The organism is Paenibacillus diazotrophicus (genome assembly GCF_042610465.1).
Window position 1 is genome coordinate 757,682 of the sequence record NZ_JBGJZN010000001.1, and the last position, 20,003, is coordinate 777,684.

Genomic DNA, 20,003 nt, shown 5'->3' on the forward strand with positions numbered 1-20,003 from the left:
CAGCATGAGCCATTTCAAAGCAATGAATACTAGCTTTCATACACACGGGCTGACTGCAGATATAGATGAACAAGCGGAACGCTGGTTTCATTTCGTTGAAATGGAGCTCAGCCGGTTCAACCTGGATAGCGGCCTAATGCGGCTGAACCAATCACCGGGAAAGCCAGTAACAGTCTCGCCGCTCCTGTTCGAAGTTCTGAACGAAGCGGATAAATATTATACAGAGACTGGAGGTTTGTTCAACCCCTTTATGGGTAACATTCTGGCTTCGGCGGGCTACCGGGTAAGCTTTGAGCAGATAAGCAGTAGTAAGTTGACTGAGGAAGAAAGTACATTGTCTGAAGCTGAACCTGGGATTAGTTCCATACCCAGTTCTATAATGCGGCTTAACCGCAATCCGGATACAGTTCTTCTCTCTCCCGGCTATTCCGTTGATCTGGGGGGAATTGCCAAAGGCTGGAGTGCGGAGAAGTTCTCCCTAAAGCTGCAGCAACAAGGTATTGAGAGCGGAGTGATCGACGCCGGCGGTGATGTGATCCTGTGGGGAGATGCTATACGGATCATTGACGTAGCCTCACCCTTCATTCCAGGGGATGACCTTGCAGCTATTCGCATAAGAACAGGGGCGGGTATTGCCACAAGCAGCAGCATAAAGCGAAGCTGGATCCATGCAGACGGGAGCACACGGCATCATATTATGGATCCGCGTACATTGCAGTCCAGCGCTTCGGATCTGGTCCAGGTCACAGCAATCTGCCCAACGCTTGTACAAGCAGAGGTGTACGCCAAATGCTTGCTTATTCTGGGCACGGAACAAGGTATCCCTTGGCTGGAGAAGAATTATCCCGATTGTGCGGCTATTGCCGTCAAGGCAGACGGGACGGTAATTCCGATAGGAGTAATCGAATGTATTCTAGCCAAACAACAAGGAGGCGGTGTCCATGCAACAGTGGCTAAATAGTCTTGCGGAGCACCTATCGGTGTGGACTACAGTAAGAGCTGCCGGTTTCACTTCCTATCTGCTTCTGTTCTTAGCCGTTACTGCAGGTCTGCTACAAGGCGAGCCGTGGGTGAAAGGCCAGCGGCGCGTGCAGCTGAATCTTATCCATCAGTGGACAGGCTGGTTCGGCCTGCTATTCGGTCTTGTACATGGACTAGTGCTTACTTATGATCAAAATGTAGGATATTCGCTCTTTGAACTTGCCATTCCTTTCGCATCCCATCATGAACCGCTGTGGACCGGACTTGGAACCCTTTCCTTCTATATGCTCCTATTGATCCTAATCAGCTCAGATATGATTCGTACCATTGGAAAAAAACTATGGCGGGCTATTCACTTTTTGGCTTTACCGATGTTCGTTATGGCTCTTCTTCACGGAATCATGCTTGGGTCCGATACCAGAGAACCCGGAATTCAGGTTATGTATATGCTGACAGGATTGACGATAGCCGGATTGGTAGTCCGACGAATCTATGTTGGCCGGCAAATTCAGGCGAAACGCTTGGTCTCAGTAGCAAGAAGATTATCGTAAATGAAACGAAGCAGGAACACTTTGCGGAAACAACAAGGATGCAGATTGTCCTCATGACCATGGCTCGCGCTATTGGCATGAAGGCAGCTGCATCTTTTGCTGTTGTCCACAATGGTTAATGGATTAAATCTTTGATGTACCAGGCATCACAGGCATAATGTTCGGAGCCGGCAAGCGGGGCGTCTAATAGCAAGAACCCTTGTTTGATGTAAAATTTATTAGCGGCTTGCATGCTTTGCAGAGTTTCCAGATAACACTGCTTGTAATGGAGAGAAGCAAAATCCAGTGCTATCCTCAATAATTCTGTAGCGATACCACTTCCGCGAATGCTTGAAGATAAGTACATCTTCTGAAGCTCACATACCTGATCTGACCCATCGAAGGAAGCTATTCCGCAACCACCCAGCACTTTCCCGTCTTCTTCCACGATCCAGTAAGCCCGGTCAGGCTCATTATTATAGTAATGATACAAATCATGCATACTCTCATCAGCCCACGCCAATCCTTCACGGTTCCCGCCGAACTCGATCAGGCATTCTCTGATGATCTGTTCAATTGAAGCATTATCTTTAAATTCAATATTTCGGATGATCATTGCTTTGGTTAGCCTCCATGTCTTAAGTTAAATATAGGTTTAATTCTAACATAACATAAAACCATCATTGATTCAGGTAGTCGGATCTTAAGATTTCCAGGTGTAAACATGATAGGATAGGTAAATGATGACTATAGTTAGGAGAGACAATGATGAACAAACTTGTATTCTTCCTGGGACCGGCGGGTGCCGGCAAAACAACCTTGGCCAAAGCAGTCGCATCTCGCCGTAAAGCTGCTATCCTGGATATGGATATTCTCCTCAGGCCTGCTGCAGATGTGATCATGAGCATGCATGGTCTGGACCCCGATGACCGGGATTCCACAGAGTATAAAAGATTATGCCGCGATCTAGGCTACCGGATCACCATGGATGCCGCGCTGGATAATATGGGACTGGAATGTGACGTATTTGTAGTAGGTCCATTTACCAAGGAAGTCCAAGACCCTGGATGGATCGGAAGTGAGCTGGCCCGGATCGGCCGCAACCTGGAAGAAATTGAAGTAAGAGTGGTTCTGGTAAGTCTGGGTAACTACGAATTATACCGGGAACGGATTGAAGGCAGGCACTCTCCCCTGGATGATTGGAAGTTCCGGAACTGGGAGACTTTTAGCACTTCACTTGAGAGCCGAACGGTTGCCTGGCCTCTTCAGGCGGAGAACATCCTGCGGATTGATAATTCGAGTTCGGATGTTCAAGCGGCTGCTGTAATTGTAGAAAGGTTTATTTACGGCTAGTTAAAAAGGAATTGCAGTACCTACCCCTCCAGCCCATGAAGCTGCTTGAACTCCTCTGGCCGCATGCCCGTGACCCGTTTGAAGACGGCACAGAAATAGCTGGTATTCTCAAACCCCGCCTCCTCGGCAATCTCATAAATCTTTTTCTCCCTGCCGCTGAACATAAGCTGTTTGCTGCGGTTGATCCTCTGTTTATTAATGTAAGTCACAGGCCGTTCATGCAGTGTCCGCTGAAACAAACGGCATAGATATTGAGGTGAGATCGACACTACCTCCGCTAATTCCTTAAGCGGCAGGGTCCGGTGCAGATTCAGTTCGATATGCTGCAGTACCGGCTTGATGCGTTCCAGTTCATCCTGACCGCCTGCCGGTGCCGACAGCTGCGCCTTGAGATCAAGCATTAATGCATACATCAGCTTGGAACGCTCCATATTAACATCAAGACTGTTGGCATGTGACAGCTCAAGCATTTTTTGCAGGGGATTCAGTAATGAGAGATCATTCAGCCTTCCAGGTCCCGATTCCCGGATTCCGGCATACGTCAGAAGTCGTCCCGCTTCTCTTCCATTAAAAGAAACCCAGGACAGCTTCCATTCAGCACTAATTGGTGCATAGGCATGGGCAACATGCGGAAACAGAAAGAAAACGTCCCCCGGTTCTACAATGTAACGCCGATCCTTTAGAAACAATTCACCTTTGCCTTCAAGGACCTGATGCATCTGATAGTCCGGGAACCCCGTGGGTCGCTCCAATTCCGGTTGATGCTCCCAGAACCCGATAGTTGTGGCATACAGCGGCAGTGCCTCTATTTCATCTGTTTCGCAAAAGATCAATGTGCTCTCCATGTTAGTTCTCCTGTTTCATATTGTGTTATGCAAGCGAATATTCTTCTATATATCTTGAAGTATTGGCATTTTATAATATGAATATAATAATATAAGGAGATGTTAATGTGCGCAACAAATTTACCTATGAACCCCCTGCAAATGGATACCCGGAATGGAATAACAACCCGGAGATTTTTCAGCTGAACCGCTTGGATGCGCATGCCTCCATGATCTCATATCCAAGTATCCCCGAAGCACTCAAGGGTGACAAGACCGCTTCGCCTAATTATCATCTGCTGAACGGAAATTGGAAGTTTGCATTTGCAGAGACGCCAGAGCAGCGGATCAAGGACTTTTATGCCGCAGATTATGACAGCAGCAGCTGGGCCGAAATCCCCGTCCCTTCCCATTGGCAATTTCAGGGTTATGACTACCCTCAATATACGAATGTCCGTTATCCATGGGCGGTATCCGAACCAGACTTGAAGCCTCCTTTTGCCCCAACCAAATACAATCCTGTAGGTTCCTATATCAGTACCTTTACAGTGCCTGAAGATTGGGCTGGCCAGCCAGTGTATATCAGTTTTCAGGGCGTAGAGTCTGCATTTTATGTGTGGGTCAATGGTGAACTTGTAGGTTATGGTGAAGATACCTTTACCCCTTCCGAATATGATATTACAGCTTATCTGCAAGATGGAGACAATACGCTGGCGGTTGAAGTGTACCGTTGGTGTGATGCCAGCTGGCTGGAGGATCAGGACTTTTGGCGGCTCAGCGGGATTTTTCGTGATGTCTACCTATATACGGCTCCTCCTGTGCATATTGCCGACTTCTTCGTGCACACCGACTTGGATGAGAATTACGCCAATGCTGAACTCAACGTTGATGTGAAGCTGGAGAACTATTTTAATACGGCAGCAGGCGCCTTTACGGTTGAAATGCAGCTGTATAACGGTGATGGCAAGAACGTATGGACCTCCCCGGTAACTACTGGCGCTTCCTTTGGAGAGGGTGGATTGCAGCAGCTTAAGCTTGGAGCCGAAGTTATCGGACCGGATAAATGGAGCGCCGAAAAGCCGAATCTGTATACTCTTGTCCTCTCATTGAAGAATGAACAGGGTGAATTGCAGGAAGCGGTCAGCACTAAGGTTGGCTTCCGTACCTTCGAAATTAAAGACGGACTGATGAAGATTAACGGCAAACGCATTGTCTTCAAAGGCACGAACCGTCATGAGTTCTCCTGTGAGACCGGACGTGCGCTTGGTAAAGAAGATATGATCCGTGATATCGAGCTGATGAAGTCTCATAATATCAATGCCGTGCGGACCTCTCATTATCCGAACCAGTCTATCTGGTATGAGCTGTGTGATGAATACGGACTCTACGTAATCGATGAGACCAATCTGGAGACACACGGTTCCTGGCAATATGGCCAAAAAGAGCTGAATGAGTACAACGTTCCTGCCAGCAGACCGGAATGGCGCGCCAATGTGCTGGACCGCTGTAATTCCATGATGCAAAGAGACAAGAACCATCCATCTGTTATCATCTGGTCGCTCGGTAATGAGTCGTTCGGAGGCGATAACTTTATCGCTATGCATGACTATCTTCGTGAAGCTGATCCGAGCCGGGTCGTTCATTATGAAGGCATCTTCCATTACCGGCCATCTGATGCGGCAAGCGATATTGAATCCACTATGTACATTAAGCCGCGTGATGTTGTCGAGTATGCTAAGAATGATCCGAAAAAACCTTATATCCTCTGCGAATACAGCCATGCTATGGGTAATTCATGCGGAGGTCTGCATTTATACACAGAGCTGTTCGATCAGTACGATATTATCCAGGGCGGCTTCATCTGGGACTGGGTCGATCAGGCGATCCGCACCACAACTGCCGACGGTATTTCTTATCTGGCGTATGGTGGAGATTTCGGCGAAACGCCGCATGACGGTAATTTCAGCGGTAACGGGTTGCTGTTCGCTGACCGATCCGTTACACCTAAACTGCTTGAAGTTAAGAAATGCTATCAGAATGTGAAAATAACCGCTGCGGACCTGGCTCAAGGCCGTTTTGAGATCCGCAACAACTACCTGTTTACAAACATCGCAGAGTTTGAGTTGAAATGGACAGTAGCCTTAGATGGTGTTGTTGTGCAGGAAGGTGTTGCACAGGTCTCTGCTGAACCAGGAGAAACGGCCGAATGTGTCCTTCCTTACGATCAGAGCACTTTGGTAAATGGACAAGAAGCAGTATTGACGCTGTCCTTCACGCAGCCTGCAGCGACCGCATGGTCTGAAGTTAACCATGAGATCGCCTGGGAACAATTTGTATTGTCTCCGCGTGTCGCAGTAAGCCCATCAGTGAATGCTGCCACTGGAAGTGCATTAAGTATCACAGAACAAGCGGATGTTCTTACCGTCCAGGGAGAAAGCTTTGCGCTGGCATTCCATAAGGCAAATGGCGACCTGTTCTCCTATACTTCGTCCGGGAAGGAACGCTTGCTTGCCCCGGTAAGACCTAATTTCTGGAGAGCGGTAACTGACAATGATCTGGGGAATGGACTCGATAAGCGTTGTGCAGTGTGGAGAGAGGTGTCCTACAACAGAACACTTACCGGGTTCTCCTACTCTGCCGGAGACAACCTTTGCATTGTGACAGTGAACTACCTGCTTGGCACTGAGCCTGCCTCCACTCTACTGCTGCAATACAAGATTACGCCAGACGGAAAGGTCGAGATTTCACAGGAGCTGAATCCAGGAAGCGATAAGCTGCCTGAAATCCCTGAATTCGGATTGCTATTTGAACTGGACAAGGAACTGGATACAATCTCCTGGTACGGTAAAGGTCCTCATGAGAACTATTGGGACCGCCAGACAAGCGCCAAGCTGGGACGTTATTCCGGCAAGGTAAGCGAACAGTTCGTGAATTACCTCAAACCGCAGGAGTGCGGCAACAAAACCGGAGTTCGCTTTGCTTCCCTAACGGAAAGTTCAACCGGCAACGGGCTTCACTTGGAGAGCAGCTTGCCGATGGAGATCAATGTGCTCCCTTGGACACCGGAAGAGCTCGAAGCGAGTGATCATGGCTACAAATTGGCGCCTTCCACCAAAAGTGTGCTGAGAGTTAATTACAAACAAATGGGTGTCGGCGGAGATGACAGCTGGGGAGCTCCAACACATGATGAGTTCACCCTGCCATCCAACCGTCCTTACAGCTTCCGCTTCACGTTATCTGTTCTTTAATCGTTCCTTTTTAAATGTTAGAAATTAGAAAAGGCGCATTTCCCTTCTTGAAGAGGGGAAACGCGCCTTTTTGATATCCTGAGAACACTTGGGCGGATATTCCATAAGATACGGTATACATGATCTAAACCAATTCTACTGGTACCAGTAATTACGAAGCTGGCGCCAGACAGTGATGCTACTCATTCTAAGGAGGAAATTCCATGCAATATGATTGGCGACCCTACTATCCCGCTGAGGGCAATCCGAATGCCAGTCACCAACCCATGTCAATGTACATGGCGGTGTCTTCTGAATGCCTGAGCAGACCGCAAGTGGATCTGATGAGTCTCATGAGGTCGCTCTGGGAGCAGCATGTAACGTGGACTGTGATTGCAATCCGCAGCCTTGTATATGGCTTACCTGACACAGATGAGACTTTGGCACGTCTCCTAAGGAATCCTTCAGACATGGGTGATGCCCTTAAGCCCTTTTACGGTGCGGCTGCAGGTGATGCTTACGCGCAGCTAATCAAAGAACATCTAGTCATTGCTGCCGACCTGGTAAAAGCCGCAAAAGCTGGAGATGAGACGGCTGCTGCAGCTGCCGAGAAGAAATGGGTTGCTAATGGCGATCAGATTGTCGAATTTCTCAGCCGCATTAATCCTTATTTCCCCAAAGAGGAATTCAGGCAAATGTTCTATCAGCATCTTGCATTAACCAAGGCGGAAGCTGTCAGTCTGCTCCAAAAGGATTATAAACAAAGTGTGCAGCTGTATGACTCCATTCAAAAGGGAGCGCTGGCCATGGCCGATATGATTACGAATGCGATCGTCAGCCAGTTCCCGCAAAGCTTCAGATGACATGCTTCACCCGGCGAACAGTAGCTTCATCCTAAGTATTGTCCAGCTTCCTTGAAGCTTCCAATCATCCCGGCGCCAACTGCCGCGCATAAGGCTGCTCCCACAGCAGCTTCCTCCGAAGCTGAACTTAGCGTAAGGGGCAGTCCGAACCGCTCTTCCACTTTCGTGCACAGAGCCGGATTTGCGCGCAGGGCGTTGCCGGAACCAATAAGTCCAGTCCAATGATTCTCCGGACTCATTTTCATAATGCGATCATAAAATGCATACAGCTCGTCAACCATACCCTGGAGAAATGCTTGGATCAGCAGACCTGGAGTGAAGTTGTCCAGCGTAATCCCTTCTATACTTCCCCGCGCATCAGGTTTCGACCTCGTGCCCATAAACTGCGGGTTGACTGACAGGCCGTGACCGGGCGTGTGACCGTCTCGAAGCAATATATCCATAAATGCGTACATATCTTCATGAGATTCTCCCGTGTATGCTTCTATCAGTTGACGAATGAACTTCTCCAGTAGCGCATAGGATTTGCCGCCGCTCAGCGCGGCTCCGACCATTAGCACACCACCACCCGGATAAGGCCGTGCTTCCAGCCCCTCAACCGGGATGCCAGAGTGATTCAGCATTACGGAGAACTGGCTTCCGGTCCCGATGTTCAGCAGCAGCGATTCTTCCGGAAACGGTACACTGCCAAGGAAGCTTGCCTGATTGTCCCCCAAAGATGTGAATACCGGAACCCCTTCGAGGGTTAAGCCAAGAAGTGTTCCGGATGGAGCTACCTTCGGCAACAGTTCAGTACTTATACCTGATCGTGTGATGGCCTCCTTATCGAAATCCCCCTCCGTGATGCTATAGCATCCCAGCCCGGCAGCTTGGGTGGAATCAATAAGTGGCAATGTTCTCCCGGCAAGTCTCATAGCGGCATAATCGGCAATGGTACAAAAGCTGACGGTTTCCGGCGGAACAAGACTGTGCTGCAGGTTATAGAAATGAGTTACCAGCCCATAGCCGGGAAAAACCGCGTATCCGGTATTTTCACCCAGTTTTTGTGCAAAGGTATAATCCTTATCGTAAGGCTGACCTCCTCTGCCATCCTGCCACGTATACAGTGGGGTCAGATGTTTCCCCGAAGCATCTGTATACAAGATACCGTGCATTTGTCCGGTCAGTCCGATACCTTGTATCCCTGGCTGCCATTCGAGTAGTTTGCTAAGTATGCCATGAACTATATTAAGAATGATTGAAGGATCTTGAAGACGCTCCCATTCTTGCTGGCTGACATTCAATTGTGCTGCATTCTTTTCAGTAATGGAGTGCAGGGTACGGCGTTGTTCCAGATCATAGACCATACCCGTAATGGAAGTCGTTCCTATATCGATTCCGATGATTCTCAAGTGCTTCCTCCTCTCAAAACTTAGCCCATACATGAATTATAGCTTGTTCCGTTTTGGTCGCCAGTTCTAAATCAAGCCATTCTTTGCGTCCGCACAGACTTACACTTTCTTTGAGAGGGCAATTGGCTGAGTGATGATTATTCTGCTGATGGCATATCCAATCAGTCCTCCGAGCACGTTCAGAATAAGATCATCCACATCAAAGCTCCCCATGGCTAAAAGAATCTGGGTGCCTTCCAGTGCCGCGCTCCATGCGAAAGAGTATATGAAAGCAGTGAACAAGCCTCCTCTTCCAATTAACCTTACGATTATTCCTTGCGGAATAAAAAGTGCAATATTCCCGAACAGATTTATGAAATCATTGGGATTCGAGAGCCGTTCCAGATTACGGTTAATGGAGACAAAGGGTGTAAAGTTGGCAAACGCCAGGCGGTTCTGAATCATCCCGGGAACCTCCAACACATTATGCAGCTGATACCAGAGTGCTCGGATGTCTACAGGCCCATATTTGAACAAAATTATTTTGACCAGCAGGTACAAATATACAGCATATCCTAAGATAATAAGCTTCCTGTTCCATTTCTTCATGATGTCACCCACTTACTCAGTTGCACAGTGACTATTACCCCATCCATGTTGTTGCCGGATATTTCATAAGGATGCCCTGCCGGCAATTGAACACTGTCAAGCTCTAAACCCGGTACATATAGAATCAGATACTTTCGATTGTCGACCATAACCTGCAGACGCTTCCGTTTCTTCAAGTCAGCAAGATATTCCTCCAGGACCTGGTGCTTCTCCTTCATCAGCAGACTGTGCGGCAAACCGACATAACGGAAATGCCAGGCCTCGTATTGAATTCCGGTGATATTCGTCTTATCGGCAGGATACCTCAGTATAAATCCATAATGCCACGCATTAGCCTGTAGCCACTCCCCCTCCGGAGAATGGGCAATCTCACCTTGCGAGGAGCCGATGTCCAGCGATAAGCCTGTGTTATGCTCACTGTGACCTGCGGGAAGCGCGTAATCCGCTCCTTTTTCACGATAGAGCTTGCGTTGTTCCGCTTGATCCCGGTACCCGCTGCTGATGCGGAAATGCTCCACTCCGTCCTTGGCAGCCGCTTCGGTCAATTTCGAGAACCTTTCGGTTACACTGCGTGACATTTCAATGGATGGATCCAGCAGTTCAAAGCCTTGGGTTAACTCATCATGCTGTGAAAGTGCAACGATATCCTTAGATACCCCTTTCTTATGTACAGAATAATCTTTGTTGACCAAAATGAGATTCCCCTGGTGAATTTGTTCTTTGTCTATCTTTATAGTGATGTAGTCTTCTGCAGATGCAGATAGAGCAGCCGGGTGCTCCTGAATGGAGGGTTCTTTTGCCAGCAGTCCTTCCTTTAGACAAAACCTGAATGCGATGACCAGCAAAACAATGAACAAAAAAAGCCACTTTTTCAATGCAAGCATCTCCCTTTACCGTATGTTTCACCAGAATATAGGAAAAAGCTTAAATACAAAGTGGCCTAAAAATTAAATTTTTCTTAAATTACAGCTTGGATTCATATCAGGGCTTAAGCGGTAAGGTCACTTTGAAAATCGTAGAGGTTACACTACTCTCTGCGGAGATGGTGCCACCATGGCGCTCAACGATATTTTTGGCGATAAAAAGCCCTAGTCCCGTACTCTTCGTATCCGATGTGCGTACCTGGTCCCCGGTATAGAACATATCAAACAGAAATGGCAGCTCTTCCGGTGAAATGAAATGTCCGTAATTCATGACCTCAACAACCGCATGGCTGTCTTCCACTTTACAATGGATATCCACATATTGACCATCCCTGCCGTAACGTGCGGCATTGGTCAGAAGATTCTCAAAGACACGGGCCAGCAGTTCTCCTTCCGCCGGTATCATCAGTTGCGGTACGATATGGAGCCTTGCAACCAGCTTGTTCTTCTCGAACAGCGGATACAGCTCTTCATTAAGCTGGAACAGCAGCTCGCTGAGATCGATGGGTTTCTTCTCCACCGTAAGCATTCCGTAGTTCATTCGGGTAATCTCGAATAGCTCTTCAATCAGCTTCTCCAGACGCTGTGATTTGGTATACGCAATCCGGGTGTAATGCCTTGCCTGCTCCGCAGACAAATCGGTAGTATTCAAGATATAGTCCAGGTAGCCCAGCACCGAAGTCAGCGGCGTACGGATATCATGCGCCAGATTCAGTACCAGCTGATCCTTACTGCTCTCAGCAAAATCCCCCCTTGCGACAGCCCCTTGCAGCTGCTCACTAGCCCGGTTAATATCATCAGCAATTGCCTGGAACTCGTCATGGGAGGCAATGTCCACGCGGGCACTGAATTCTCCGTTGGCGAGACTGTGAATGCCTGAGGATATTTGTTCAAAATAGGTAGCATAACGTTTGGTCAGCAGGAAGAAAAACAGGATCGCGAGCGGCACAAACAGAATTAAAAAAAAGTTAACATCCCCGACCCGGTTCATGAAGACCCGCACGCGTACAATATCATCTTCTGCCAGGACCTGTTCATGATAGTACATCTGGAGCCCTTTATAGACCAGATAGGTGAAAAAACCGGAGATCAGCATACTGAGTCCGAACAGCATCAGCATACTTGTACGGAAACTGCGTTGTGGTCTAGCCATTGAACGTATACCCTACTCCCCACACGGTTTTGATGAATTTCTTAGGGTCCTCACCCAGCTTCTTCCGGAGGGTGCGGATATGGACCATCACCGTATTCCCGCTGTCGTAGTATGACTCGCCCCATACCTGCTCGAAAAGATTCTCTGCACTGAATACCTTGTTCGGATGGCTGGCAAGCAGGTACAAAATATCGAATTCCTTCGGGGTCAGCTCCGCCGTCTGCCCATAGATTGAAACTGTGCGTTTATCCGGATCAATGATCAATCCTCCCACCTGCAGGATGGACGTAATGTCTGTATCCGGCTGATTCAGCTGCATGGCCCGGCGAAGCTGGGCATTGACCCGCGCCACCAGTTCCATGGGGTTGAAGGGTTTGGTCATGTAGTCGTCGGCACCAAGAACCAGCCCCGTGATCTTATCCAAATCCGAAGCCTTAGCACTCAAAAAAATGATCGGCATGCGGTGCTGCTCACGAATCTGCCGGGTAACCTCATGACCATCAAGCCCGGGCATCATGATATCCAGTATGGCCAGATCGACAGGCTGTGTTTGCACGGTCTGGATAGCTGCAAGCCCGTTCAGAGCTTTGACCGTAAGATAGCCCTCCTTCTCCAGGTTCATGGCTATCAGATCAGCGATCTCCGCCTCATCATCCGCTATTAAGATTGTAATCGGCTTCATTGGTTACAGCCTCCTGTTTCAGATTCCACTATTATACTGGAAACTGCTTTTGGGGTCACTCTTTCGGTCCATCCACTTCCACACACAAACAAATCGCTCTTTATAGAATGGGGGGTTATCCCGCCATTATAAAGAGCGATTCGTTATGTCAGGGGACCTTCATCCTTACCGGAGATCCTTAATTCTTAGGTTCGAGCTTAACAGTCCGGATGGACTCGTCAGCTTATAGGAAGGGTAGTTCTCTTCTGCTTGCAGCGTCATAGTGGAATCAAACAATGATTCCTGCTGGCGGTCACACACGAAGACGAAGGGCTCGTTCTGTATAACGATGTCCGTATCGTTAGGTCTGTCTACAATCTGGATCACAAGAACTCCATTGCAGCCGCAATCCTCGGTATCGTAGAACAGCTTAAGATATCCCGGCTTACCACCCAAATTTTCTTCAAGGCGTCCGCTTGTCACTTGGTCTAGTAGAATCTGCATCTCACCGTTCTCTCCCTTGCATCAGTAAAGTTCAACACTGTAATCTGTGCAAAGTATAGTCCGTTTGAGGCTCTAAGTCCAGTGATTGGGGTCACTTCAATTATGACACTCCGGCAAATTGGCATAAGCAGCATTAACCGATCCGAGAGCGTACACCCTTCTCCAGCCGCAGTAGCTGATCTCTTACCGCCACGGATTCACCAATAATAATAAGTGCCGGATTGCTGATCTTCAGTGCGGTAGCGAGCTTATCTATATTTCCCAGTGTTCCTGTGATGACCCGTTCATGGACAGTCGTTCCATTCTCGATCAGGGCAGCCGGAGTCGCTGGACTCTTCCCGTACTTAAGTAACTGCTGCCGGATGTCACTTAGCGTACTGACACCCATATAAATAACGAGCGTATCTACACTATGGACAAGACCCTCCCAGTGTGCAGCTGAAGTCTGATCGTGGCAGCGGCTTCCAGTCACAATTGCAAAAGACGCAGCCAGCCCGCGGTGTGTCAGCGGAATGCCGGCAGAGGCGGCGGCGCCGATAGCCGAGGAGATACCGGGAATGACTTCATAATCGATGCCGGCTGCAGCAACAGCCAATGCTTCCTCTCCGCCTCTCCCGAAGACATAGGGGTCTCCTCCCTTTAACCGGACAACATGATTACCTGCAGAAGCGTATTTAATAATTAGATTCTCGATAGCTTCCTGTGGCATGGAATGATGTCCGGGCGCTTTGCCGACATAGATCCGCAGTGCCTCTGGTTTGCCGTAACTAAGAATTTCATCGTTCACCAGCCGGTCATAGAGAATTACATCAGCGGTTTGAATTCTGCGCATGGCTTTGACTGTAAGAAGTTCTGGGTCACCGGGACCCGCTCCTACAATAGACACGCTTCCCTGGATCATAGGCTTCCCTCCAGAGTTAAATAGATGGAACCGGTTCTCCTGTCCACTTCGACCTCATAAGTGACTACGTGACCATGATCCGGCGCCTGTACATCCCCGCTGTGCAGATCAATGCGCCAATCATGCATCGGACAGTGCACCTTAGAACCACAGACCATTCCTTCCGACAAGACTCCGCCTTTATGTGGACATTTATTCTCTAGAGCAAGCACTTCGCCATCTGAGAGGCGGAATAGTGCGATTTCTTTGTCACCCATTCTGACGATCCGGGAGCCCTTCACATCAATATCCGTCACCTTGCCCACCAGCATTTTGGTCATTGTCATATGGCTTCCCCCTTCAGTACCGTCTTCGTCTCAGACAGTTGCTCGAAATTTTTACGCAGCTCCGGTTCATTTACGATTTGCTTCCAAGGATCGGTTGTAAGACTGAGCGCATGCTGGATTCTCTCCTGAAGGGCCAGACGATCCTCCTGTAACTCCAGTGCAGCCTTGATACTGTCCAGGCCCACCCGTTCAACCCACTGTGCGGTCCTTTCGTTCCATCCGGCATTCTCGCGGTAATATTGAAGGAAAGCGCTGGCCCACTCCATAACCTCATCATCCGTTTTGACCACACAGAGCAGGTCAGTTGCCCGTACATGTACGCCGCCATTGCCTCCAACATGCAGTTCCCATCCGCCATCAATCGCGACTACGCCAAAATCCTTAATCGTAGCTTCCGCGCAATTGCGGGGACAACCGGATACAGCAAGCTTAACCTTACCTGGGGTGTTGAGCCGTTCGAATGCTTTCTCAAGCTTGATCCCCATCCCCATGGCATCCTGGGTTCCGAACCGGCAGAAGGTGGAGCCCACGCAGGTTTTAACCGTACGCAAGGTCTTGCCGTAGGCGTGACCTGAAGGCATATCCAGCTCTTCCCACATCTTGGGCAGATCTTCTTTTTTGACTCCGAGCAGATCCAATCTTTGACCACCGGTAAACTTCACCAGAGGAACATCAAATTTAGCAGCAACCTCTGCGATCTTCATGAGTTCAGCTGGTGAGGTTACCCCGCCGTAGATTCGGGGAACCACAGAATAGGTTCCATCTTTCTGGATATTGGCGTGATAACGTTCGTTGGTAATGCGTGATTCCTTCTCATCCACATATTCTTCCGGCCACAGCATTCCCAGATAATAGTTCAATGAAGGCCGGCATTTGGGGCAGCCCTCTTCATTGTTCCATTCCAGGACATTCATGACTTCCTTGACGGTCTTCAGCTCCATGCGCTTGATCTCCGCGACAATCTCGTCACGCCCCAAGGTGGTACAGCCGCATATTCCTTCTTTAATTGTCACGACATGATCTCCAGCATATAATTGCAGAAGTCCTTCTACCAGAGGTTTGCAGCCGCCGCAGGATGCAGAGGCTTTGGTGCAGGCCTTGATCTGGCCGACACTCGTGCAGCCGCCAGTTTGAATCGCTTCCGCGATGGCTCCTTTGGAAACTCCATTGCAGCCGCAAATAATTTCATCATCGGCCATCCCCTCAAGCCGGTTGCCTTTGGGAGAAGCCAGCGCGTCGGAGGATATGCCGAGCAGCAGCTCTTTTTCTTTCCCTTTAATATTCTCTCCGTTCTTAATCATGGAGAAGAGCTGTGCACCGTCACCGGTGTCACCGAACAAAACCGCGCCGACCAGCTTGTCATCCTCAATCACCAGCTTCTTATAGACCCCGTCTATCTCGTCCTGATATCGAAGCGCCCGGGTACCGGGCCGCTCAATGAACTGTCCTGCCGAGAATACATCGACACCCGATACCTTGAGTTTGGTTGAAGTTACAGATCCGGAATAACCTTCCGTTGCGACCCGTGCCAGTCTTTTGGCAAGAACCGCACCTTGTTCATACAGCGGAGCTACAAGTCCATAAGCAATCCCTCTATGCTCTGCACATTCACCCACAGCGTAGATTCCAGGAACATTGGTCTCCATAAAATCATTGACGATAATGCCCCGGTTAATCGCTATGCCGCTTTTCTGCGCCAGCTCAACATTCGGTTTGATGCCTACTGCCATAACGATCAGATCCGCCTCAGCAACTTCCCCGTCTGCGAATAGCAGACTTTTGACTCTCTTTTTGCCGAGAATCGCTTCGGATTGTTTGCTCAGCAGGAACTTCATCCCCTGCTCTTCCAGCTCCTTACGGAGCATGATGGATGCCGGTTCATCTAACTGGCGCTCCATAATATAGGGATGAATGTGCACAACGGATACTTCCATTCCCAGATGCAGCAAGCCTCTGGCCGCTTCCAATCCCAGCAGCCCTCCGCCGATAACCACTGCTTTACGGTACACTTGTGAGGTTTCCTGCATAATCTGACAATCCTTAATGTCGCGGAAAGCAATTACGCCTTCCTTATCAGCTCCCGGCAGCGGCAGCATGAACGGATTGGAGCCTGTAGCCAGAATCAGTTCATCATACGGCAGCACCACCCCTTGATCCGAGTATACTTTGCGCTGCACAGTATCGATATTTGTAATGGTATGACCCATGTATAGACGGATCCCGTGGCTGTGATACCACTCCAGATCATTGATTACGATTTCTCCCATGCTGCTCCCGCCTGCCAGAACAGAGGACAGCATAATCCGGTTGTAATTCGGATGCGGTTCGGAGCCGAAGATGGTAATCTCGTAAGCCTCCGGGGATAACTTCAATAAATGTTCGATGGCCCGTACCCCCGCCATTCCGTTACCCACCAATATGAGTTTTTTGCGAATATCTGACATCTGTCTCTCTCCTCTCCATGTGAGCAACAGAAAAAGCCCGCTTCACTCCGCACGGAAACATACATCTTCCGTTTGCGAAAAAGTGAAAGCAGGCGCCATTGCCGCTTCAAGCGAATACACCATTGTATTCGTAGACTTGATGAATTTGTTAAAACGACTATACTACAGGAACTCCAATTACGTCAATATTGTTAACACATAAATTTTTGATTTTTAAATTTATCGACAAAGCAACCTCTTCTGTGTTATATAATATTACATCATCTATCTTTCGTGCACGCTGCTGCTGGTTGATCACAACCGGTGACTACGATATAAAAGGAGCGTCAAACTATGCATTCCCTGTTGATTATTCAGAATAACAAGACAGAGAACGTCAGAGAAGAGCGTTCATCAACAGGCCCGGATACCCTGCTTCGTTCATGCGGCTATGTAATCTCAGCGGCAGCTTCGCCAGAAGAGGCCATGCGGATGATCAGAGATGCGGATGCCTCTATCCTTGATCTTCCGATTACGGAGATCCAGACCTGGAGAACCTCGCTGATGAAGTGCAAAACCGCTCCAATTCTATGGTGGTGCACTTCATCCACCTCAACCTTATCGGTCGCTGCCTGTGAAGACGACATTATGGTGGACGGAATCTTATCCCCTTCCATGCAGCCGCAGGAAATTCATTGGATTCTTCATTTCAGCGCCAGACAATGCTTTGAGCGCCAGCAATGGCTGAAGGAGCGGGAGCAGCTTCTATCGCGGATTGAAGAACGCAAATGGATTGATATGGCTAAAGGAATCCTCTCCAAAGCCAAAAACATCAGTGAATCCGAAGCCTATGATCTTCTTCGTAAGCAGGCTATGAACGAACGCAAGCGGATGGTTGATGTAGCCACTTCTATCGTCAAAGTGTATCAGCTGCTGCAGGATCAAACTTAAGGAGAATCCATATGATTAATATTCTAAAAGAAGTCGCCCGGGGTAAACGGGGAGCCCGTGACTTAACGTATGAAGAAGCGGAAGCCGCAGCTGAATCGATACTGAATCTGACGGCTTCTCCGGTCCAGATCGGCGCCTTTCTGATTGCCGAGCGCATCAAACTGGAAAGCTTCGAAGAGCTGGAGGCCTTTGTATCGGTCTGCCGCAAACATGCCCACCGTGAACCGGTTCTACAGGGACTGGATTGTGCAGGTCCATATGACGGCCGGAAAAAATCGTTCGCCGCCACCTTTCCGACCTCTTTTGTCCTAGCGGCAGCCGGCCTTCCTGTCACACTTCACGGATCAGCTTCCTTACCGCCAAAATGGGGAATTACCCTGCAGGATATTATTCAGGAAACCGGGATTGAGATTAGTGCACTCAGCAAAGCTGAAATGATTGAGTCCGCCGGCAAGAGCGGTGTGCTGTTCGTCGATTCGGAAAAGTGGTGTCCGCCTCTAGCGGACATTCGCAATCTCCGTGAGGATATTGGTATGCGTACCATCTTCAATACGGTAGAAAAGCTGATTGACTATTCCTGTTCGCCTTACATTGTATATGGTATTTATCACAACACTGTGTTTGACCGTATATCCAGAATGATTATCAAGCTTGGTTATCGAAAAGGCTTGGTTGTGCAAGGTGCCGAAGGGTCAGAAGATCTATACATCGACCGCCCCAACCGCGTATATTCCATTTCCGGCGGTACCGCCCAATTGGATATTATTGATCCGGAATCGCTTGGCCTGGAGACTCCTGTGCCGGAAATGGACTGGACCCCGCGTCAGCAGCTGTTGATGGCGGAAGCTGTACTTCAAGGCGAAGGCCACCTGGCCTTTTATAATCAAGTGCTGTTAAATGGTGCAGCACGGCTCCATCTGGCCGAGAAGGTTAATTCGATTGAAGAAGGTGTGTATACCTGCAAGCATCTGCTGGATAACGGGGATGCCTGGGAAGCCTATCAGCAATGGAAACACTCGCTCCTGGGCAGCAAAGCCCCTTCCGGATACGGACTGTCCATCTAAGATTATAAAAAGCGCGCATCCGTGGCATTGCGGATACGCGCTTTTTGTTCAATTATGGACATTGTAAGGGTTATGGATTCTCACTTCAGATTCAAGGCCTGCTGCGGCTTGCCGGACGAAGGTTCACTCTCAGGTGATCGCGCCCCACCTAATTTGAACACCAGAATCCCCCCAACGATGACCAGCACCCCAATCAGTTTATTGATGGTAAATGGTACCTTTTCCAGACCCAGCCAACCCAGTGAATCCCACAGAAGCGCAAAACCAAGCTGTGAAGTAAGCACGATCGAAATTGCATAAGTGGGTCCGAGCAGCCGGGTAGCCTGCACCAGACAGATGACCACGCCAACACCAATCATGCCGCTGAACCAGTACCAGGGCTGCATATGCTGCAGTGTGAACATGTCGGCGCCTTCCATAATCACTCCCATCAGAAGTGAAGCGATAAATCCCATTCCCAGCACCAAGGTTGTAGTCGTCCAGGAACCCGTATGCTCATTAACTTTAGTGTTAAAAATATTCTGCAGACTCACCAGCGAACCGGCAATTAACGCCAGTAAAATTCCTATTAACATTTCTTACTCACTCCATTTCACGTGTGTACGATATTTGCTCCAGATGACTCAGCTCTGTTCATAAATGTTGCGGCTCGCAAGTTTGATAAGTCCTGCCCTATCTTTTACTAGAATGTGACCGTTACTCCGTTCAATCAGACCCTCCAGGCTAAGCTTCTGAATGATACGGTTCAGATGCCTGTAGCTCGTGCCAATAAAATTGGCGGTATCTGTAAGGTTGATCGTATTCAGCTGCCCAGTAAAGTTGGGGTCAGATTCATCGAATGAGATCGACAGCAAGTAGCTGGCCAGCCGCACCTCCACCGGATGCATCAGATTGAGGCTCAGGAAATTAGATTTGCGGTAGAACTTTTGGGTGATAATCTCCAGTAAGAACTGCAGCAGCGGCGGATGATCCTTACCGTATCTATTCAACCAGCGGTACTCTATACCAAGCATATACACAGGAGATACAGCCTCCACCGTGTTGAGCCGTTCCGTGTTTTGAATATATTCCACATCACCGATCAGCTCCAGCGGGGTTTTGAAAGAGATGATCAGTGTTTTCCCTTCAGGCGTTGTGGTATAGATTTTGAGCTTTCCCTTGACCAGAATATATAAATATTCGGAAGGATCTCCTTTGGAGCAGATATGCTCCCCTTGTTCGAAGCTGTACAGGTGCATGTGTTCTTTCAGCGGTTCATTAAGTATAGACTCCAGATCATGTGCTGCAATGTATCCCTGAACCTGCTCCGAATCCAGAATTTCTTTCATGGTCTGCACCCG

Annotated in this window: 20 protein-coding genes; 7 read left to right on the forward strand and 13 right to left on the reverse strand. The window is 48.9% G+C overall.

Annotated elements, in window-relative coordinates:
• Positions 1 to 4: 4 nt before the first annotated feature.
• Both ACAN54_RS03395 and ACAN54_RS03400 read left to right on the forward strand, forming a co-directional pair.
• A complete protein-coding gene (locus ACAN54_RS03395) occupies positions 5 to 961 on the forward strand; it encodes an FAD:protein FMN transferase (protein ID WP_379152545.1) in 957 nt (318 codons plus the stop codon).
• On the forward strand, positions 942 to 1,532 hold the full coding sequence (locus tag ACAN54_RS03400; protein ID WP_379152548.1) for a ferric reductase-like transmembrane domain-containing protein: 591 nt from the start codon (positions 942 to 944) through the stop codon (positions 1,530 to 1,532). Before ACAN54_RS03395 ends, ACAN54_RS03400 begins: the two co-directional genes overlap by 20 nt.
• A gap of 115 nt (positions 1,533 to 1,647) precedes the next feature.
• Here the strand turns inward: ACAN54_RS03400 and ACAN54_RS03405 are convergent, their stop codons facing one another.
• A complete protein-coding gene (locus ACAN54_RS03405) occupies positions 1,648 to 2,127 on the reverse strand; it encodes a GNAT family N-acetyltransferase (protein ID WP_379152551.1) in 480 nt (159 codons plus the stop codon).
• Between the two features lie 152 nt (positions 2,128 to 2,279).
• Here ACAN54_RS03405 and ACAN54_RS03410 point away from each other — a divergent pair, with 152 nt between their 5' ends.
• Positions 2,280 to 2,864 (forward strand): P-loop nucleotide/nucleoside kinase family protein, encoded by a 585-nt coding sequence (locus ACAN54_RS03410; RefSeq protein WP_379152554.1) that lies wholly within the window; start codon positions 2,280 to 2,282, stop codon positions 2,862 to 2,864.
• Between the two features lie 20 nt (positions 2,865 to 2,884).
• Here ACAN54_RS03410 and ACAN54_RS03415 read toward each other — a convergent pair whose 3' ends face one another.
• Positions 2,885 to 3,709 (reverse strand): helix-turn-helix transcriptional regulator, encoded by an 825-nt coding sequence (locus ACAN54_RS03415; protein ID WP_379152557.1) that lies wholly within the window; start codon positions 3,707 to 3,709, stop codon positions 2,885 to 2,887.
• Between the two features lie 107 nt (positions 3,710 to 3,816).
• On the opposite strand from ACAN54_RS03415, the gene lacZ reads away from it, so the two are divergent.
• Positions 3,817 to 6,936, forward strand: coding sequence for a beta-galactosidase, LacZ type (lacZ, locus tag ACAN54_RS03420; RefSeq protein WP_379152560.1), 3,120 nt, complete (start codon positions 3,817 to 3,819; stop codon positions 6,934 to 6,936).
• A 266-nt stretch (positions 6,937 to 7,202) separates the two neighbouring features.
• On the forward strand, positions 7,203 to 7,778 hold the full coding sequence (locus tag ACAN54_RS03425; RefSeq protein ID WP_379154141.1) for an acetylglutamate kinase: 576 nt from the start codon (positions 7,203 to 7,205) through the stop codon (positions 7,776 to 7,778).
• Positions 7,779 to 7,804: 26 nt separating this feature from the next.
• Here ACAN54_RS03425 and ACAN54_RS03430 read toward each other — a convergent pair whose 3' ends face one another.
• From ACAN54_RS03430 to nirB, 9 genes are all read right to left on the reverse strand, one after another.
• Positions 7,805 to 9,169 (reverse strand): sedoheptulokinase, encoded by a 1,365-nt coding sequence (locus ACAN54_RS03430; RefSeq protein WP_379152563.1) that lies wholly within the window; start codon positions 9,167 to 9,169, stop codon positions 7,805 to 7,807.
• A 99-nt stretch (positions 9,170 to 9,268) separates the two neighbouring features.
• The gene (locus ACAN54_RS03435; protein ID WP_379152566.1) at positions 9,269 to 9,757 is read right to left on the reverse strand and encodes a VanZ family protein; all 489 of its coding nucleotides are present in this window, start codon (positions 9,755 to 9,757) and stop codon (positions 9,269 to 9,271) included.
• Positions 9,754 to 10,632 carry a M15 family metallopeptidase gene (locus ACAN54_RS03440; protein WP_379152569.1) on the reverse strand — a complete coding sequence of 293 codons (879 nt, stop codon included), beginning with the start codon at positions 10,630 to 10,632 and terminating at the stop codon, positions 9,754 to 9,756. Before ACAN54_RS03440 ends, ACAN54_RS03435 begins: the two co-directional genes overlap by 4 nt.
• Before the next feature lie 106 nt (positions 10,633 to 10,738).
• On the reverse strand, positions 10,739 to 11,833 hold the full coding sequence (locus ACAN54_RS03445) for a sensor histidine kinase (RefSeq protein WP_379152572.1): 1,095 nt from the start codon (positions 11,831 to 11,833) through the stop codon (positions 10,739 to 10,741).
• The gene (locus ACAN54_RS03450; RefSeq protein WP_379152575.1) at positions 11,826 to 12,515 is read right to left on the reverse strand and encodes a response regulator transcription factor; all 690 of its coding nucleotides are present in this window, start codon (positions 12,513 to 12,515) and stop codon (positions 11,826 to 11,828) included. The genes ACAN54_RS03445 and ACAN54_RS03450 overlap by 8 nt, the downstream gene beginning before the upstream one ends.
• A 165-nt stretch (positions 12,516 to 12,680) precedes the next feature.
• Positions 12,681 to 12,998, reverse strand: a complete 318-nt coding sequence (locus tag ACAN54_RS03455) for an iron-sulfur cluster biosynthesis family protein (protein WP_379152578.1) — start codon at positions 12,996 to 12,998, stop codon at positions 12,681 to 12,683.
• 133 nt (positions 12,999 to 13,131) lie between these two features.
• On the reverse strand, positions 13,132 to 13,899 hold the full coding sequence (gene cobA, locus ACAN54_RS03460) for a uroporphyrinogen-III C-methyltransferase (protein ID WP_379152581.1): 768 nt from the start codon (positions 13,897 to 13,899) through the stop codon (positions 13,132 to 13,134).
• On the reverse strand, positions 13,896 to 14,219 hold the full coding sequence (gene nirD, locus ACAN54_RS03465; RefSeq protein ID WP_379154143.1) for a nitrite reductase small subunit NirD: 324 nt from the start codon (positions 14,217 to 14,219) through the stop codon (positions 13,896 to 13,898). The genes cobA and nirD overlap by 4 nt, the downstream gene beginning before the upstream one ends.
• A 2-nt stretch (positions 14,220 to 14,221) precedes the next feature.
• Positions 14,222 to 16,669 (reverse strand): nitrite reductase large subunit NirB, encoded by a 2,448-nt coding sequence (gene nirB, locus ACAN54_RS03470; RefSeq protein WP_379152584.1) that lies wholly within the window; start codon positions 16,667 to 16,669, stop codon positions 14,222 to 14,224.
• Positions 16,670 to 17,002: 333 nt separating this feature from the next.
• Here nirB and ACAN54_RS03475 point away from each other — a divergent pair, with 333 nt between their 5' ends.
• Both ACAN54_RS03475 and ACAN54_RS03480 read left to right on the forward strand, forming a co-directional pair.
• Entirely contained in the window at positions 17,003 to 17,599 is a 597-nt protein-coding gene (locus ACAN54_RS03475; protein ID WP_379152587.1) for an ANTAR domain-containing response regulator, read from the forward strand.
• Between the two features lie 5 nt (positions 17,600 to 17,604).
• Positions 17,605 to 18,663, forward strand: a complete 1,059-nt coding sequence (locus ACAN54_RS03480; RefSeq protein WP_379154145.1) for an anthranilate phosphoribosyltransferase — start codon at positions 17,605 to 17,607, stop codon at positions 18,661 to 18,663.
• A gap of 80 nt (positions 18,664 to 18,743) precedes the next feature.
• On the opposite strand, the gene ACAN54_RS03485 is transcribed toward ACAN54_RS03480, so the two are convergent.
• Positions 18,744 to 19,238 carry a DMT family transporter gene (locus ACAN54_RS03485; protein ID WP_379152591.1) on the reverse strand — a complete coding sequence of 165 codons (495 nt, stop codon included), beginning with the start codon at positions 19,236 to 19,238 and terminating at the stop codon, positions 18,744 to 18,746.
• 48 nt (positions 19,239 to 19,286) lie between these two features.
• The gene (locus tag ACAN54_RS03490; RefSeq protein WP_379152594.1) at positions 19,287 to 19,991 is read right to left on the reverse strand and encodes a Crp/Fnr family transcriptional regulator; all 705 of its coding nucleotides are present in this window, start codon (positions 19,989 to 19,991) and stop codon (positions 19,287 to 19,289) included.
• Between the last annotated feature and the right edge of the window lie 12 nt (positions 19,992 to 20,003).